Raw genomic sequence first — 16,663 nt, 5'->3', positions numbered from 1 at the left:
GTTTGCCTACAGCGACAGATATCGCGCGACAGTAGCCTGTGCGGAAGGATCGGTAGTCGATCCCGCAGCCGGAATTTCGCCGAGATCGAGCACTGCATAGCGATTGGCCACCGCGAACGCGAAACGCACATGCTGTTCGACCAGCAACAGCGAGGTGCCCGCGCTGTCGCGTTCGCGCTGCAGAATGCCGGTGAGCCGTTCGATTACCGAAGGCTGCATGCCTTCGGTAATCTCGTCGATCAGGATCAGCCTGGGCCGGCGGATCAACGCGCGCGCCACCAGCAGCATCTTCTGTTCGCCGCCCGACAAGGTACCGGCTTTCTGCCGCAAACGATCCTTCAAAAACGGAAACAGGTCGTCGATGCGTGCAAAAGAAGGCTTGAAATCGCGATCCCGTTCGAGTGCGAGCTTCAGGTTTTCTTCGACGCTCAGGTCCTGAAACAGCGCCTGTTCCTGCGGAATATACGCAACGTCGCGGCGTGCGATGCGGTTCGGCGGCAAGCCTGCACTACGCTCGCCGAACAGCGTGATGTCGCCGCTCTTTGGACGGATGTAGCCCATCAAGGTTTTCAGCAGCGTCGACTTGCCCATGCCGTTCTTGCCGAGCAGCGCGACGGCTTCGCCGCGCGCGAGCGTCAGGTCGATGCCCTTCAACACCATCGCTTCGCCGTAACCGCTTTGCAGCGCATCGATTTTCACTGCAGCCTGCGCGTTCATGCGCCCCCCTCCGTGCTTGCCGCGTCGCTGTGCGATTCGCCCGCATACACGGCGCGCACCAGCTCCGAATTGACCACCTCGTCGACGCCGCCGTCCATCACGATGCGCCCCTGATGCAGCACGATGATGCGCGAGCTGATCTCGCGCACGAAGTCGAGATCGTGCTCGACGAGCAGCAGGCACATCCGGTAGCGCGTCGCCAGCGCGACGAAGATTGCGCCGATCTGCGTGCGCTCCTGTTTGGTCAGGCCCGCGGTGGGTTCGTCGAGCAGGATCGTGCGCGGTTCGAGCGCGAGCACCATCGCCAGTTCGAGAGCCTGTTTCTGCCCGTGCGACAGATAGCGGCATTCGCGCTCAGGAATCTTGTCGAGGCCCGTGAGACGCAACACATCGAGGGCCGGCTGCGGCAGTTCGAGTATCGTGTCGCGCTGCCATTTCGCTGGCGGTGCGAGCCGGTAACGCGCGATGCGCAATGCTTCGGCCACGCTCAGCGATTCGAACACCGTGGCCGTCTGAAACTTGCGGCCAACACCGAGCGCCACGCAATCGTATGGCGCAAGCTTGCGAATCTCCGCGCCGCCGATTTCGACGGTGCCGCCCGAGCGTTGTGCGCCATCGGCGATGCAACGCATCAGCGTGCTCTTGCCTGCGCCGTTCGGGCCGATCAGGCTCAGCAGTTCGCCGGCATGCGCGTCGAAGCTGATGCCGTCGAGCACCTTCAGGCTGCCGAAATGCTTCTGCACGTCGCGCAACGACAGCGACGGCAACGGCGACTGCGCGTCGTCACGTTCGCGTTCGCGCGCCGGCGCGGCGACGAAACTGACCGCAACCGGAGCGATGCGCCGCTTGCGCGGCACTGCACGGCGCAGCGCGTTGGCCGCAAGCGGCGCGAGCCCACGCGGCATCGCGACGATCACGACCACGAATGCGATGCCGACCAGCAGCGTCCAGATATACGGCAGATTGCCGCTCAGATACGCACTGCCGACGTCGATCAGCAATGCGCCGACGATCGGTCCGAGCAGCGAGCCGCGGCCGCCGAGCGCGACCCAGATCACGAGTTCGGTGCCGAACACGAAACCCGCGTATTCCGGTGCGACGACCATCTGCACGCAGGCGAACAGAAAGCCAGCAGCAGCCGCAACCAAGGCGCAGACATCCATCAGCCGCGCCTTGTAGCGCGACACGTCGATGCCCAGGTACTCGCAGCGCGACTCGTTCTCGCGGATCGCCACCAGCAGGCGGCCGGCATCGCTGCGCACGAACAGCCACGCGATGACCGCCACTACTGTCAAGAATGCACCGGCGATAAAGAACCACGCTTCGAGCGGCACGTCGAAGCTGTCGAATCCCGACAGCCCGCTGCTCGAACCGGTGAATTCGCCGCCGGAGTAAATACCCTGCACCAGCACGATCGGCAACACCAGCGTAACCACCGACGCATACAGCGGCGATGCGCCGTGATAAAACGCGAGCCAGCCGATTGCACGCGACACCAGCCACGCGCAGACCAGCCCCGCGGCGAGCGCACCGGCTGCGAGCGGCAGCGAGAAGCCCGCATGCGTGAACACCAGCCCGGCCGCATACGCGCCGATGCCAAAGAACGCCGACTGCCCGAAGGTCAGAATGCCGGTGTAGCCCCACAGCAGATCGACGGTCAGCGCCAGCGCCGCATACAGGAACGCGCGGATCAGGTTGTTGACCAGAAAGGTCGGCAGCACCATGCTGCCGACCGCGAGCACCGCCAGCGCGGCCACGCCAACCACTACCGGCGTGCGCCACGCGGACGCGACGCCACTCTTTAGCGTCATCGTAGAAACAGGTTCAGCCACGCGCGAAGCCCTCCGGACGAATACGCAACAGCAGTGCGGCCAGCACCGCGATCGTCAGGCCGCCGAGCACCGGATTGATAAACGTGCTGACCAGCACCTGCGCGCCGCCCAGCACGGCGCTCGCCAACGCCAGATTCACCAGCGACGACCCCGCCACCAGCACCAGCATGAAGGCGCCGACAATCCACGGCACACCCATGTTCGGATCGACACTGGCGAGCGGTGTAATCAGACAGCCCGCCAGCGACGCGAGCGCCGCGCCGGTACAGAACGTCATGAAGCGCACCCGCGTGCTGCTGATGCCAAGGCCGCGCGCAAGCGCTTCGTTCATGATCACCGCGCGCGTCTGCAGACCGAGACGCGTGCCGTTCAGCAGCCAGCCGAGCGCGAGCGCGATGACGAGTGCGACGCCGACCAGGATCAGCCGGTACGCCGAATACTGCGCACCGTGCAATGCCAGCGCGCCGGTCACCGGGCTCGCCACCATCTGCACACCACGCCCGAATATCAGCGTGATGATCTGACCGACGATGATGCCGAGCCCCCAGGTCGCAAGAATCGCGTCGAGCGGCCGCGCATACAGCGGTCGCACGATAAAGCGCTCGACCGCCATGCCGAGCACGAAACCGATTGCCAGCGCGCACGGTATGCCCCACCACCAGCTGAGCCCCGCCTGCGTGACGATCACGCTTGCATAGCCGCCGGTGGTCAGAAACGCACCGTGCGAGAAGTTGATGATCTTCATCACGCCGAACACGAGCAACAGCCCGGTCGATACGATGAACAAGATCGCCGCCGTAGTGACGACATCGAGCCCGAGGTTCAGCATCGCAGTACCGCCTCCCTACCGCTTACTTCAACGACGGGCACTGCTCGCCCGGGTCGACGTTCTTGAACGATTCGATCACCTTCACCGAGCCGTCCGCCTGCACCTGGCCCAGATACATCGTGAGCGGCGTATGGCGTTGCTTGTCCATCTTGATCGTGCCGCGCGGACCGTCGAACGACACCTGCGCGAGCATCGGAATCACCTTGGCCGAATCGGTCGTGCCGGCTTTTTCGACAGCGGCCTTGTACAGATAGATCGCTTCGTACTGCGGCACCGACAGGTCGTTCGGCGTCTTCAGGTCGGCGCCGAAGCGCTTTTGCATCGCGGCGAGAAACTGCTTGTTGGCCGGCGTATCGATGTTGGTCACGTACGAACCGGAGATGTAGATGCCTTCCGCGTCCGCGCCCATGCTTTTCGCGGTGCCTTCGTCGACCGCCAGATTGCCGTACGGCAGCTTCACGCCCGCTGCGCGCAACTGCTTGGTCAGCGTGACGTTCGGCGCACCGCCTGCAGTCGACGTGATCACCGCGTCGGGTTTGGCGGCCTGCAGCTTGCTGATGATCGGCGTCCAGTCGGAGCCGTCCATCGGCAGGTATTCGTTGCCGACCACCTTGCCGCCATGCTTCTCGATGTAGCTCTTCGTGAAGTCGAGCATGCCGCGGCCGAATGCATAATCGCTGCCGATCAGGAAGAAGGTTTTCGCGTTCTTCTGCTTCATGAAGTAATCGACGATCGGCGCGACCTGCTGGTCGGGCACCCATGCGTCGACGTACATGTAGCGGTTGCACGAACGGCCTTCATAAAACGACGTGTAGATAAACGGCGTCTTGCCGCGCGTGACGATCGGCAGGCCGGCGTTGCGTGCGGCGCTGGTTTCCATCGAGATCAGCGCGTTGACCTTCTTGTCGAAGATCAGCGAATCGAAGGCTTTTTGCGCACCGGCTGCGCCGCTGCCGTCGTCCGCCACTTCGAGCGCGACCTGGCGGCCCAGGATGCCGCCCTTCGCGTTGATCTCCTCGACGGCCAGTTGCGCCGACTGCACGACCGACGGCGCAACCACGCTGTTCGCACCGCTCAAGCCCACCGGCACACCGATCCTGATCGGATCGGCCGCCAGCGCGCCGATGCTGGTGAAGGCTGCGGCCAGCAATGCAGCCGTCATGGTCGCACCGCGCCAGCCGCGCGCGCCCGTAGCGAAGAATGCCTGTTTCATCGTTTTCTCCAGATTGTTCGTTGGATTGGTTTGATTTAAGCGGGTTTGCTGTGTTTAAAGCTGCACGCCGCGCGTCAACGCACCGTCGACCACCACGTTGGTGCCGCTGATAAAGCTCGCTGCGGGGCTCGACACGAACACCACCGCATTGGCCACTTCCTGAGGCCGCGCCATACGGCCCATCGGATTCAGCGCCAGCGAATCGGCGTACAGCTTCGGGTCGTTCTTTTCGATGTGCTCCCACACGCCGCCGGGGAAATACGTGTTGCCCGGCGATACCGCGTTCGCGCGAATACCCTTTGGCGCGAGCTGGAACGCGAGTCCCTGTACGTAATGCAAAACGGCCGCCTTGAAGGTGCCGTACGGGCCCGCGGCAAAGTCGATCTCGCGTGCCGAGACGCTCGAAATCGCGACGATCGACGCGGCCTTGCTCGCCTCGAGAAACGGCAGCGCCGCGCCAACCAGATTGACCGTGCCCATCATGTCGGTCTCGAACTCGCTGCGCCACGACTGCTCGTCGTTGCCGATCGCCAGCGCGCTGACGTTCGCGACCACGATATCGAGGCCGCCGAACGTCTCGGCCGCGCCGCGCGTCCACGCCTGCAAGGCCTCGCGATCCGCGACGTTCACCGCGGCGCCGGTCACGCGCACTGCATTGGCGGCGCGCTTTTGCAGCGCGGCTACGGTCTGCTCGACCAGCGCGCTGTCGCGCGCACAGATCGCCACGTCCGCGCCTTCATCGACAAAGGTCTGCGCAATCGCGAGACCGATACCGCGCGTGCCGCCGGTCACGACGGCTTTTAATCCCTTCAGTTGCAAGTCCATGTTCTCGTCTCCTCAAGGTGTCAGAAACTTCTTGCTGATTGCGCCGACCGGGCCGCCCCCCAGCGCGCGGTACGCGATGCGGCGGTGCATCGTCTTCAAGATCGGGAAGGTACGGAATACGTCGCGAAACGAGCACTGCTTGCTGTGCAGCGGTACATGGTGCTCGCCGGCGTACGCGCCGAGGCGCGGGGTTGGTTCGACGCGCAGCGGATGATGGCTGCTGTAGTACGGGTTGAGCGATGTGATCGACAGCACGCCCGGCGTGCGCCCGCGCAGGCGCGAATGCACCATGTCAGCATAGTTGCGGCCATTACGGACCGCAAGCTTGAGGCCGGCGAGCGACGGCTGCGTCATGTCGATCGTCATTATTCAGTTCACTCCGACATCGATGAGAAAAACGCGAACGCAAAAAGCCCGAAACCAGGCAAGCTGGGTTCGGGCTTTGTTGGCCGGTGTCGCGGGAGACGCCTTTGTCTCGCGCAACGGAATGCGTTCGCAGATCCCGCCGTGCACAACGGGTCGGCGCAGGCTTAAAAGCAATCGCTATGCCAATTGCGATCGAGTGGCGCTTGTTTTGCGCGGAAAGCCTGTCGCAGTGCGTTTCGGATATTGAACACTCGCAGCGCGTGTCGCGTGGTGGGTGTGATTGGTAGGCCTGTCAGGTATCGCGCATAAAAGCGCGTCGCACACACACTGTGCGGCAATGCACCAGCAATGCGCGGCGCGCACAGGGTGCGTATCGCGAATGGAGTGCGTGTGCGCAAAGGAGATGTTCTGGCCGCGGCTCGATGCGCACCTGCACCGCTATCGAGCCGCACCACGCTCGCGCCTCGCGCAAGCCTAACGAAACGCCAGGCTAGGCCACACCATCTCGAGTTCCACCGCGATCGATTTCGCCAGCCCGTCCAACCCCGGAAACAACGACGCGTTCGTAATGTTCATCCGGTACAGCCAGCGCATCGCCTCGGCGCGCAACGACGGCGGCAACACGATCTTGCGCAGCAATTCGGCTTCGCTTTCGTAACCGTCGAGAATCTCATGCAGCGGCCGGTCGATCACGCCCGGCACGACAAAGGTGCCCGACTGCGCGATCAGCCGGTCGTCCATCTCGGATGGCTCGCCAAACCAGATCACTTCGTTGTCGCTGCCGAGGAAATACTTGTCGAGATTGCCTTTGACGCGCGGGTCGATCTCGTCGCGCGTCAAGGCCGGCGCCGTCTTCGGGCGCGCGCTGTTGCGCCATAGCGTCGGCGTGTTCAACGCGAAGATCGCCGCTTCCTCAGTGGCGCGCTCCAACGCGAAAAAAGCCGCGACGAAGGGCGACTTCGTGAAATCGAGCAGCCGCGTCGGCGCGCCGTGATGTTGCATCAGGCTCAGGCAGCGCAGGTCGTCGTTCAGCAACTCGGCGTTGGCCAGATAGTTGTGCGCCTTGCGGCGGAACACGCGAATCGCACGCGCTTCGCGCGCCTGCCACTCGGAACGGTCTGCGACGTAGGCGAACAGATAACGCGACAGCGAGCTTTGCAGATCCCAACGCGCATCTTGCTGGCCGCGAAAAGCCCAGCCGTCGAGTTCCGAGCACAGATCGACAAATGAACCCCAGTTCGAGATGACGGATGTTTGCATCGTGCCGCGCTCCTCCCTCAATAACGAATGGCCTCACTGCAAGACGGCGCGCACTGGGCGCGCCGACAGCAAGTATAGAAGGCATTTGTTTCGTTATTGCGTAGCGCGGATGTGCGGCGCGTTTCGTCCCATATACGTGCCGGGCGGCACGTTCGCCGCGAACGGCGCAAGCATTGAAAGCTCATGCGCAGCGATCGATCGCGCTCAACTCCCGTTGCCCACCGGCAAACCACCCGCCGGCACGCCGCCGCTCAACTCGCTGCGATTGCTATCGTGGAAGAACGCATCTTCGGCAGCCTTGTTCAACACGAGGATGCTGATGCGCCGGTTGGTCGGCGCATCGACGACATCGTGATCGAGCGGCAACACATCGGCCAGACCGCGAACCTGCAGTACCTTGTCCGCGTGCATGCCGCCCGTCACCAGCGCCCGTCGTGCCGCGTTCGCGCGCTCCGCCGACAGTTCCCAGTTCGAATAGCCGGCCGGCCCTTGCGAATACGGCATCGCGTCAGTGTGACCCGCGATCGAGATGCGATTGTCGACGTCGTTCAGCGATGCGCCGACCTGCGTCAGGATCGCCAATGCGTAATCTTCGAGGCGGTAGCTGCCGGTCGCGAACATCGGCCGCTTCAACGTATCGACGATCTCGATGCGCAAGCCTTCGTTGACGATCGACACGCGAATCTGATCCTTGAACTCGCGCAGCGTCACGTTCGTATTGATCAGCGCAGTCAGCTTCGATTTGATCTGCTCGAGCCGCGTTGCGTCCGACGTCGCACTCGCCGCCGGCACCGGTTTCGTCGCGGCCGGCTGCGTCTGGCTCTGCGAGCCTTCGCCGGGCCGCGAGTCCGCCAGTTCGCGGCCTCCCCCCTGAATCACGCTCGAACGCGCCGCGCCGTTGCCGTCCTTACCGCCCAGCATGCTCGACAGCGGTGTGTTGAAGTAGTCTTCGATGCCCTGCTTTTCGAATTTCGACGTCGAGCCGAGCAGCCACATCAGCAGGAAGAACGCCATCATCGCGGTAACGAAGTCGGCATAGGCGATCTTCCATGCGCCACCGTGATGACCGCCGTGATCGTCGTGATGCTTCGAGCGGCGCACCACTACCGTCGCGGCCTTTTCGCTCTTTTGCGCGCCTTGTCTTTCCCGTTCGGCCATAGCAGCACCCGCGCGTCAGGCCGACTTCGGCATTTTGGTCGCACGCACCGCGTCATCCAGTTCCTGGAAGCTCGGACGGTCGATCGTGAACAGCACCTTTCTGCCGAATTCGACGGCAACCGGCGGCGCATAGCCGCTCAACGATGCAAGCAGCACGGCCTTCACGCATTGAAACGGTTTGGCCTGTGCGCGTGCCTTGGCGTTGAGCAGATCGGCCAGCGGCCCGACAAAACCGTACGCGAGCAGAATGCCAAGGAAGGTGCCGACCAGCGCACCGGCGATCATTTCGCCGAGCACCGCGGGCGGCGCACCGACCGAGCCCATCGTATGCACGACGCCCATCACCGCCGCGACGATACCGAATGCCGGCAGGCCGTCGGCCATCTTCTGGATCGCGTTTGCAGCCAGCGACGATTCGGCGTGATGGGTCGCGAGCTCTTCGTCCATCAGCTCCTGCATTTCCAGCACGTTCACGTTGCCACTGGACATCATGCGCAGATAGTCGACGATGAAATCAAGCAGATGGTGATCTTCGAGCACGTGCGAATACTTCTGGAACAGCGGGCTTTGTTCCGGCGCGGCAACGTCGGCCTCGAGCGACATCATGCCGTCCTTGCGGGCCTTTTGCAGCAGCTCGTAAAGCAATGCGATCAGTTCGAGATATTGCTGTTTCGTATAGCGGCCGCCTTTAAAACAGGTGGGCAAGCTCTTTAAGGTTTTCTTCAGCGTCGCGACTGGATTGCCAACCACAAACGCGCCAAGCGCCGCACCGAAAATGCACAGCAATTCGAATGGCTGAACCAGCGCGGGAAGATGCCCGCCCACGCCGACGAAACTGCCAATCACGGATCCGATGACCACGACCCAGCCTATTGCAACAAACATACTTCCTCCGTGAAACGGCAATGCGAAAGCCTTGCATCGGTATTGATGCAGGTTTTACCGATGGATTCGCGTGCTAAACCATATGGGCGATATCCCGGTTTACGGCGACGGCACAGCGTTCTTAAGCGCTAAATGCCGGTGTTTATACGGAGGCAGGCGATCCGCGCGCGCGATTAGCCGGTAATTGATACTGATGTGTAAACACCGCCGATTACGTCTTCCTGAACGGTGTGGCTTCTGTCGCGCATCGACAATCAAACCAGTCAGGATCACGGAATAAATCTCGCAAATCGTTATGCCGATTGATTCATACACTACCGCGTGCCGTAACTGATGCGTAAGGATGCGAAATATGCAGGAAGCGTTTTACTGCACTGTCATCGGAAATTCCCTTGCACGCCGCCGATGGATCGCTGAATAATCGCTCCCGGAAACAGCAGGCGTAGTTCGGTTAGTCCCCATTCGTTGCGTCAAAAAGCATGACCAGAATAAGGAGCCGCACAATGTCGAGTCCCACCGGGTCGTCCCCGTCCGCTTCATCCGGCTGCGCAGAAACGCCGATCACGTTGCCGCCGACGCTCCCCCCTTCCCCCTGCTGCTGCGATAGCGATCCGATCGCCGGACTCAAGCAGTTGTTTGTCGATTACTTTCAGGGGCGCGGCATGGCGGCCGGGCGTGATCCCGCCACGCGCCCCGTGTTCCTGCGCCTGCATGGTGTGGCGCATGGCCGCTTTGTGGTCGCGCCGGATCTGCGCCACGACCTGAAGGTCGGCGTATTCGGACAAGCCAGCGAATATGCCGCCTGGGTGCGCTTCTCCGCCGATGTGCAACCTGGCGCCGCCGATCTGAAAGGCACCACCGGGATCGGCATCAAGCTGTTCGGCGTCGACGGGCCCAAGCTGCTCGAGCCCGATCAGCATGCGCGCACGCAGGACTTTATCCTGCAGAACCACGACGTGTTCTTCACCGACACCGCGAAGGACATGTGCGAATTCACCTGCCAGTCGCTGCATGGCAAAGGCGACGAGTATCTGCACGCGCATCCGGTCACCGCGCAGATCCTGAAGGACATGGAGAAGGTGGTTGATTCGGTGCTGACCACGAATTACTGGAGCGTGCTGCCATCGAAGTTCGGGCCGTCGCACTACGTGAAGTACAAACTCGAGCCGCTCGAAGCGGCAGGCACGGACGCGGCGCCGGATTTCGACGATCCGTTTTATCTGCGCGCCGATCTTCACGCGCGGCTGCGTAAAGGGCCAGCGCGCTTTCGCTTCATGGTGCAATTGCGCACCGACGATCAGCAAATGCCGCTCGATGCCGCCACGGTGCGCTGGAGTGAACAGCTCAGTGCGCCGATCGAAGTCGGTATTCTCGAGTTGCCGCAGCAGGATCTCGATGCGCGCGGCCAGTCCGCGTATGGAGAAAATCTCGCTTACAACACGTGGCATTCGTTGCACGCGCATCAACCCGTCGGCAGCCTCGCTGATGCACGCAAGATGGTTTATCGCGCGTCCGCGGCGAATCGCCGCAACGTCAATGGCGTGCCGCTCGGTGAGCCGGTCGAGCCTCGGCCGCCGCAGTATGCGCCGGGCGTCGATACGCCCGGCATCGATTATCCGGCTGGCGTGGACAGCCGCATCGTGCGTGCCGCGATTCATCCGGCCATCGGCCTCGCGCGGGTCGGCAACAGCGAACATGAGTACTACATCGGGCCGCAAGTGATCGAGCCGGCCGCAACGCCGTTGGGCTTTTATCGCGACGCGCAAGGCGCGCTAAAGCGCGAGGCCGCGCAGTTCCGCATCTACGGTTACAACTCGGCGGGCGAAGTCGTGCGCGAGCTGACCTCGGACTGGGCCGAGATCGCGTGGAGCGTGCATCTGGCTAACAGCAAGGCCGCCTGGTACCAGTGGCAGATCGCGATGGATATTCCCGAGGCCGCCGATACCGTGCTGCCGCAACGCAATCCGAAAGTGGCCGCGCGCGAGACGCTGGTGATCGACGCGGGACCGCAGCACATCGCCGGCCGTAATGCGGCGCCGGTCAACTGTTCCGGCTACTTTACCGGCGTGCCGGTCAAGATCGGCGAGCTGCACACCGACGCCGCCGGCCGTCTGCTGGTGCTCGGCGGCCATGGTGTGTCGGCTTCGCCGAACAACGCGCCGATCTTCGATCCCGCCAACGGTAACTCGTTTATCAACGCCGACGACTGGTACGACGACACCTGCGACGGCACTGTCAACGCCACGGTCAACATCGAAGGCCGCGCGATTCCGGTCGAATCGGCGTGGGTCGTGACCGCGCCGCCGAACTACGGCAATAACGTGAAGGCCGTGCGAACGCTGTACGACCTGCTGCACGACCTGTATATCCAGGCAGGCTGGATGCAGCCGCTCGCGACGATCTCGTTTGCGCACGACGTGTATCCGATCCTGCATCGGCTGACCGGCCTGCAGTGGGTCAATCAGGGTTTCGCGGCGGCATTCGGACATCGCGGACGCTTCGATTTCGACGATGCGGAATTGATCGCGCGGCTCGCGAAGCTGCCCGCAAACGGCGGCTTCGACCCGAACGCCGAACTGCGCCGCCAGATTGTGAACAGCTTCCGTCCGCCCGAGCCCGCCGATGGCAACCAGTTGCCGTGGCCGTGGCTGTATGGCGATGCGATGGAAGTGCCGGCCGGCCAGAGCCCGCGGCAAAATGCGTCGGTCAGCGCGACGCAGTATGCAATCCTGCAGCGCTGGGCGAGCGGCGAGTTCGTCGCCGACTGGGACCCGCAGCGCAAGGTGCCGCGCAGCATCGACGAAGTGCCGCTGGCCGAACAGCCGGCAATGCTCGATCGCGCGGCGCTCGATTTCTGTCTGGCCGATGCGTTCCATCCGGGCTGCGAGATGACCTGGCCGATGCGCCATCTGACGCTGTACGACAAACCGTTCCGGATTCGCGTGCGGCCGGCCGGCACGCCGGTGCCGGACTATGGCGCGACGCTCGATCAGGCGGTCACGTTGTCGCTCGCGGGGCCGCTGTATGCGCAGGCGCCGGGCGACATCAACCGCTGGATGGGACTGCCGTGGCAGGCCGATACGGCTTTCTGCCGCGCGGGCTACGACACTGCGTACGATCCGTATGCGCCGACTTTCTGGCCGGCGCGTGTGCCGAACCATGTGCTGAGCGCGGATGACTATGCGATCGTCGTCGATCCGAAACAGCCGATGGAGCGTCGTATCGATGCGTTCGCGAATCGCACCAGCTGGAACAAGCCGCTGCATGGCACGACCGCGGGGCAGATGGAAGAGATGGTGCGGATCTTCGGCTCGATGGGGCTATTGGAGCAGCGCGAGGCGAAGGGGCTCGAGCCGGAGTTTCCGCCGGTGATGCTGGTGGCTTCGTATGGGCCTGATGTGGCGCCGGCGGATCAGTCGAGCACGAGCAGTGCGGGCGTGCAGCCGAAGGTTGAGCTGCGTGCGGCGGTGGCTGTTGCTGCGGCGGTCGGTACGGTGCCGGCGGGGCATCCGAAGGCGCGGGCGCTGCCTCAAGGAAGCAACTTCGCTTCGCATGATGAGGCGCACGCGGCGCCGCTGCCGGTGCGGCGTGGCAAGCCGCGTGGCTAGGGAGCAGGTGTGGCGTTGGCAGCAGGCAGCTATGACGTGGTGATCGCAGGTGGCGGCCCGGCAGGGGCCGCCACCGCGATTGCGCTCGCGCGTGAAGGGCGGCGGGTGTTGCTGGTCGATGCGGGCGGTAATGGTGGCGGAGACGCGGCGCATGCGCATGAAGGCGCGCGGTTTCGCGTCGGCGAGGGTTTGCCGCCTTCGGCGCGTGCATTGCTACGCGAGCTCGGTGTGCTGGAGCGGTTGCTCAGCGATGGACATCGTGCCAGCGCAGGAACTGTGGCGTTCTGGGGCGCCGCAACGCCGCACTTCAACGATTTCATTACGCAGCTGCACGGCTCGGGTCTGCAGCTCGACCGGGCACGCTTCGATGCTTCATTGCGCGAGGCTGCCGTCGCGGCGGGGGCGGAACTGGTCGAGTCGGCCCGCGTGCGCGTGGTAGCCACGGATACGTCGGTCGTGACTGAGGTGGCGACTGCGGCGCGCGCGTCGCATCAGTTGACCTTGTGTCCTGCCGATGGCGCTCCCAAGCCGATCGAATCGCGTTGGCTGATCGACGCTAGCGGCCGCGCCGCCAGTCTGGCGCGCTCGCTGGGCGCGGCATCGGTGCGCTACGATCGGCTGCTGGCGTTTTATCTGCGCCTGCAAGCGCAAACGCCTGGCGATCAGGATGGCCGCAGTTGGGTCGAGGCTGTCGAGGATGGCTGGTGGTATAGCGTTTTGCTGCCGTCGAATGAGCGCCTCGTTGCGTTCCTGTGCGATCGCGCGACGGCACGGCGCGATGCATTGCTCGATGGCAGCGCGCTATGGGAAGCGCTGCGCGGAGCACCGAATCTGCATGCGTTGTGCAACCAGTATTGCTACCAGCCCGGCGCCGCGAGGCCGCGTGCCGCTGATGCGAGCAGTCGTGCATTGGATAAGGCCGGCGGTAGCCGATGGATGGCCGTCGGCGACGCCGCGCTCGCGTTCGATCCGCTATCGTCGAAGGGAATTTCCAACGCGCTTTATACAGGCCTGCAGGCCGCGCGTACCGTGATCGCAGCGGACCACGGCGACAGCACAGCGGTAGCGCGCTACGTGGCGCACCTGATTGATGTTCACCGTGTGTATCGCGAGCAGCTTCGCGCCTTCTATGCGATGGAACAGCGCTGGCCGGACGCTGCGTTCTGGGCCGCGCGTGTCGCATCTTCGAACGCGTTGCACGACCGCACGGTCGACGTCTGAGCGACGCTAAAACGATGAGAAGATCTGTGCGGACGTCACAGAATCGATATCTTGAATGGGCTCAAAACCCTTGGTGGGCCGGGTCGGATTCGAACCGACGATGTCCTTTCGGAGGCGGATTATGAGTCCGCTGCCTGCAACCAACACGGCGTCCGGCCCAGGAAAGAAAAGACCCGGTCGTAAGGCCGGGCCTGATCGCTGAATGGCCGACATACTACACGAAAATCGGGGCTTCCGGACATGCTCCGCGTACTACACGAAACACGTCTGAAGCCCCGTATCCGCTACGTCAGCCAGCGACGTTAGTGTTGCAACCCGCCCGCTCGATCAGTTGATCAGTTCCCTTCGAGGAACGATTTCAGCTTGTCCGAGCGGCTCGGGTGACGCAGCTTGCGCAGCGCCTTTGCCTCGATCTGACGGATCCGCTCACGCGTCACGTCGAACTGCTTGCCGACTTCTTCCAGCGTGTGATCCGTGCTCATCTCGATACCGAAGCGCATACGCAGCACCTTCGCTTCGCGCGGCGTCAACGAATCGAGCACGTCCTTCACGACGTCGCGCATGCTGGCGTGCAGCGCGGCATCGGCCGGAGCGACCGTGTTCGTATCTTCGATGAAATCGCCGAGATGGGAGTCGTCGTCGTCGCCGATCGGTGTTTCCATCGAAATCGGTTCCTTGGCGATCTTCATGATCTTGCGGATCTTGTCCTCGGGCATTTCCATCTTTTCGGCCAGCGTTGCCGGATCCGGCTCGAGGCCGGTTTCCTGCAGAATCTGACGCGAAATACGGTTCATCTTGTTGATCGTTTCGATCATGTGAACCGGAATCCGGATCGTGCGCGCCTGGTCCGCGATCGAGCGCGTGATGGCCTGACGGATCCACCATGTTGCGTACGTCGAGAACTTGTAGCCGCGGCGATATTCGAACTTGTCCACCGCTTTCATCAGGCCGATGTTGCCTTCCTGGATCAGGTCGAGGAACTGCAGGCCGCGGTTCGTGTACTTCTTCGCGATCGAGATCACCAGACGCAAGTTCGCTTCCGTCATCTCGCGCTTGGCCTGACGCGCCTTCAGTTCGCCGGCCGCCATCTGACGGTTGGTTTCCTTCAGGTCCTTCAGCGGCAGTACCACGCGCGCCTGCAGGTCCAACAGACGCTGCTGCTGTTCGCGGATCGCCGGGATGTTACGCGTCAGGATCGCGCTGTACGCGTGCCCTTCGGCGACGATCTTCTCGGCCCATTCGAGGTCGGTCTCGCTGCCCGGGAAACGCGCGATGAACTCGGCACGCGGCATGCCGCACTTGTCGACCACCGTATGCAGGATCTGACGCTCGACCTGACGCACTTCGTCCACCTGCGCACGCAACGTGTCGCACAGACGCTCGACCGTACGCGCGGTGAAGCGGATCGACATCAGTTCGTTCTGGATGGTTTCCTGCGCCTTCAGGTACGACTTCGACTTGTAGCCTTCCTTCTCGAACGCGCGACGCATCTTGTCGAACCATTCGCTGATCATCGCGAACTTTTCGAGCGACATGCGTTTCAACGCTTCGAGCTGCGCTGCATTGGCCGTAGCCTGCGCCGCGCCGTCGTCGTCTTCTTCCTCTTCTTCTTCGGCTTCTTCCGCTTCTTCGGTTTCGTTCTCGATCGCTTCGGCTTCCTGTTCGGAGAAGCCATCGGCGTCTTGCGCGTTCTCGTCGATCAGACCGTCGACCAGTTCGTCGATGCGGATCTCGTCGTTCGCCACGCGCTCAGCCATCGCGAGGATGTCCGCGATCGTGGTCGGGCACGCCGAGATGGCCATCACCATGTGCTTCAGGCCGTCTTCGATACGCTTGGCGATCTCGATTTCGCCTTCGCGCGTCAGCAGTTCGACCGTGCCCATTTCGCGCATGTACATCCGCACCGGGTCGGTCGTACGGCCGAATTCGGAATCGACGGTGGACAGCGCGACTTCCGCTTCTTCTTCCACTTCGTCGTCCGACGACGCGGCCGGCGCATTGTCGTTCAGCAGCAGCGTTTCGGCATCGGGCGCCTGCTCGTACACAGCCACGCCCATGTCGTTGAACGTGCTGATGATGCCTTCGATCGCTTCCGTTTCCGCGAAATTATCCGGGAGATGGTCGTTGATTTCGGCGTACGTCAGGAAGCCGCGCTCCTTGCCGAGCTTGATCAGCGCGCGCAGTTTCGAGCGACGCTCTTCGAGTTCTTCCGCGGTGCCCGGCTGCGTGGATGCGAAAGCATCTTTCAGCAGCGCTTTTTCCTTCGCGCGGCGGTCGCGTGCCTTGGCCTTTTCGCCTTTGCCCGGAACGGGAGCTGCTGCCTCTTCGCTCTGGGTTGCGTCGTCATCGACGGATACTTCGTTCAGCTTTTTCGTCATGGAGTTCGCCGTACCGGCTGTAGTCTCGACTCGCGGCTGGTGGACAACAGCCGGTTGAACCGTGGATACTGGAGCTTCGCGCACTACCGCATCGTCCTGCGCGGCAGCCGCTTCCCTTGCGCTTTCATCATTCGCGCCTGCAGAACCCGGCTGTTTCCCAACCGGCGCAACGGCTTTCGCCGCCGTTACCGGCGCCGCTCGCGCGGCCGAAACAGTCGTGGCTCTTTTCCTGGCGGGCGTGGCGCTGTCGGTAGACGTTGTTCCGGCGGAACCTGCGGACCTGGCCTGTGCCACCTTGGTGGTTGGCTGCTCTGAGCCCTTGCCTGCCGCCTTTTTTCCGCCTGTAGTCTTTACCATTGCAATCGCCTTTC

The 16,663-nt window shown here is 63.0% G+C and carries 12 protein-coding genes and 1 tRNA gene; 2 read left to right on the top strand and 11 right to left on the bottom strand.

Features of this window, described 5'->3' with window-relative positions; genetic code table 11:
- Positions 1–6 precede the first annotated feature (6 nt).
- The 9 genes from ACYVNQ_RS08625 to motA form a co-directional block, all read right to left on the bottom strand.
- The gene (locus tag ACYVNQ_RS08625; RefSeq protein WP_460902078.1) at positions 7–717 is read right to left on the bottom strand and encodes a branched-chain amino acid ABC transporter ATP-binding protein; all 711 of its coding nucleotides are present in this window, start codon (positions 715–717) and stop codon (positions 7–9) included.
- Positions 714–2,549: a branched-chain amino acid ABC transporter ATP-binding protein/permease gene (locus ACYVNQ_RS08620; protein ID WP_460902077.1), complete on the bottom strand. Its 1,836-nt coding sequence runs from the start codon at positions 2,547–2,549 to the stop codon at positions 714–716. The genes ACYVNQ_RS08625 and ACYVNQ_RS08620 overlap by 4 nt, the downstream gene beginning before the upstream one ends.
- On the bottom strand, positions 2,542–3,375 hold the full coding sequence (locus tag ACYVNQ_RS08615; RefSeq protein WP_460902168.1) for a branched-chain amino acid ABC transporter permease: 834 nt from the start codon (positions 3,373–3,375) through the stop codon (positions 2,542–2,544). Before ACYVNQ_RS08615 ends, ACYVNQ_RS08620 begins: the two co-directional genes overlap by 8 nt.
- Before the next feature lie 25 nt (positions 3,376–3,400).
- Complete coding sequence (locus tag ACYVNQ_RS08610; protein WP_460902167.1) at positions 3,401–4,540, bottom strand: substrate-binding protein; 1,140 nt, start codon at positions 4,538–4,540, stop codon at positions 3,401–3,403.
- Between the two features lie 105 nt (positions 4,541–4,645).
- The gene (locus ACYVNQ_RS08605; RefSeq protein ID WP_460902076.1) at positions 4,646–5,416 is read right to left on the bottom strand and encodes an SDR family NAD(P)-dependent oxidoreductase; all 771 of its coding nucleotides are present in this window, start codon (positions 5,414–5,416) and stop codon (positions 4,646–4,648) included.
- A gap of 12 nt (positions 5,417–5,428) precedes the next feature.
- Positions 5,429–5,782, bottom strand: a complete 354-nt coding sequence (locus ACYVNQ_RS08600) for a hypothetical protein (protein ID WP_460902075.1) — start codon at positions 5,780–5,782, stop codon at positions 5,429–5,431.
- 474 nt (positions 5,783–6,256) lie between these two features.
- Positions 6,257–7,042, bottom strand: a complete 786-nt coding sequence (locus ACYVNQ_RS08595) for an FRG domain-containing protein (protein WP_460902074.1) — start codon at positions 7,040–7,042, stop codon at positions 6,257–6,259.
- Positions 7,043–7,246: 204 nt separating this feature from the next.
- Positions 7,247–8,200, bottom strand: a complete 954-nt coding sequence (gene motB, locus ACYVNQ_RS08590) for a flagellar motor protein MotB (protein WP_460902073.1) — start codon at positions 8,198–8,200, stop codon at positions 7,247–7,249.
- Between the two features lie 15 nt (positions 8,201–8,215).
- Positions 8,216–9,085: a flagellar motor stator protein MotA gene (gene motA, locus ACYVNQ_RS08585; RefSeq protein WP_460902072.1), complete on the bottom strand. Its 870-nt coding sequence runs from the start codon at positions 9,083–9,085 to the stop codon at positions 8,216–8,218.
- A gap of 503 nt (positions 9,086–9,588) precedes the next feature.
- On the opposite strand from motA, the gene ACYVNQ_RS08580 reads away from it, so the two are divergent.
- Complete coding sequence (locus tag ACYVNQ_RS08580) at positions 9,589–12,693, top strand: LodA/GoxA family CTQ-dependent oxidase (RefSeq protein WP_460902071.1); 3,105 nt, start codon at positions 9,589–9,591, stop codon at positions 12,691–12,693.
- Positions 12,694–12,702: 9 nt separating this feature from the next.
- Positions 12,703–13,914 (top strand): tryptophan 7-halogenase, encoded by a 1,212-nt coding sequence (locus ACYVNQ_RS08575; protein ID WP_460902070.1) that lies wholly within the window; start codon positions 12,703–12,705, stop codon positions 13,912–13,914.
- Between the two features lie 71 nt (positions 13,915–13,985).
- Here ACYVNQ_RS08575 and ACYVNQ_RS08570 read toward each other — a convergent pair.
- Positions 13,986–14,073, bottom strand: a tRNA-Ile gene (locus ACYVNQ_RS08570).
- Positions 14,074–14,249: 176 nt separating this feature from the next.
- Positions 14,250–16,649 (bottom strand): RNA polymerase sigma factor RpoD, encoded by a 2,400-nt coding sequence (rpoD, locus tag ACYVNQ_RS08565; RefSeq protein WP_460902069.1) that lies wholly within the window; start codon positions 16,647–16,649, stop codon positions 14,250–14,252.
- Positions 16,650–16,663 lie beyond the last annotated feature (14 nt).

This window comes from Paraburkholderia jirisanensis, from assembly GCF_054782355.1.
The sequence above is the reverse complement of the archived record's forward strand: the minus strand, read 5'-3'. Positions and strand labels throughout refer to the sequence as shown.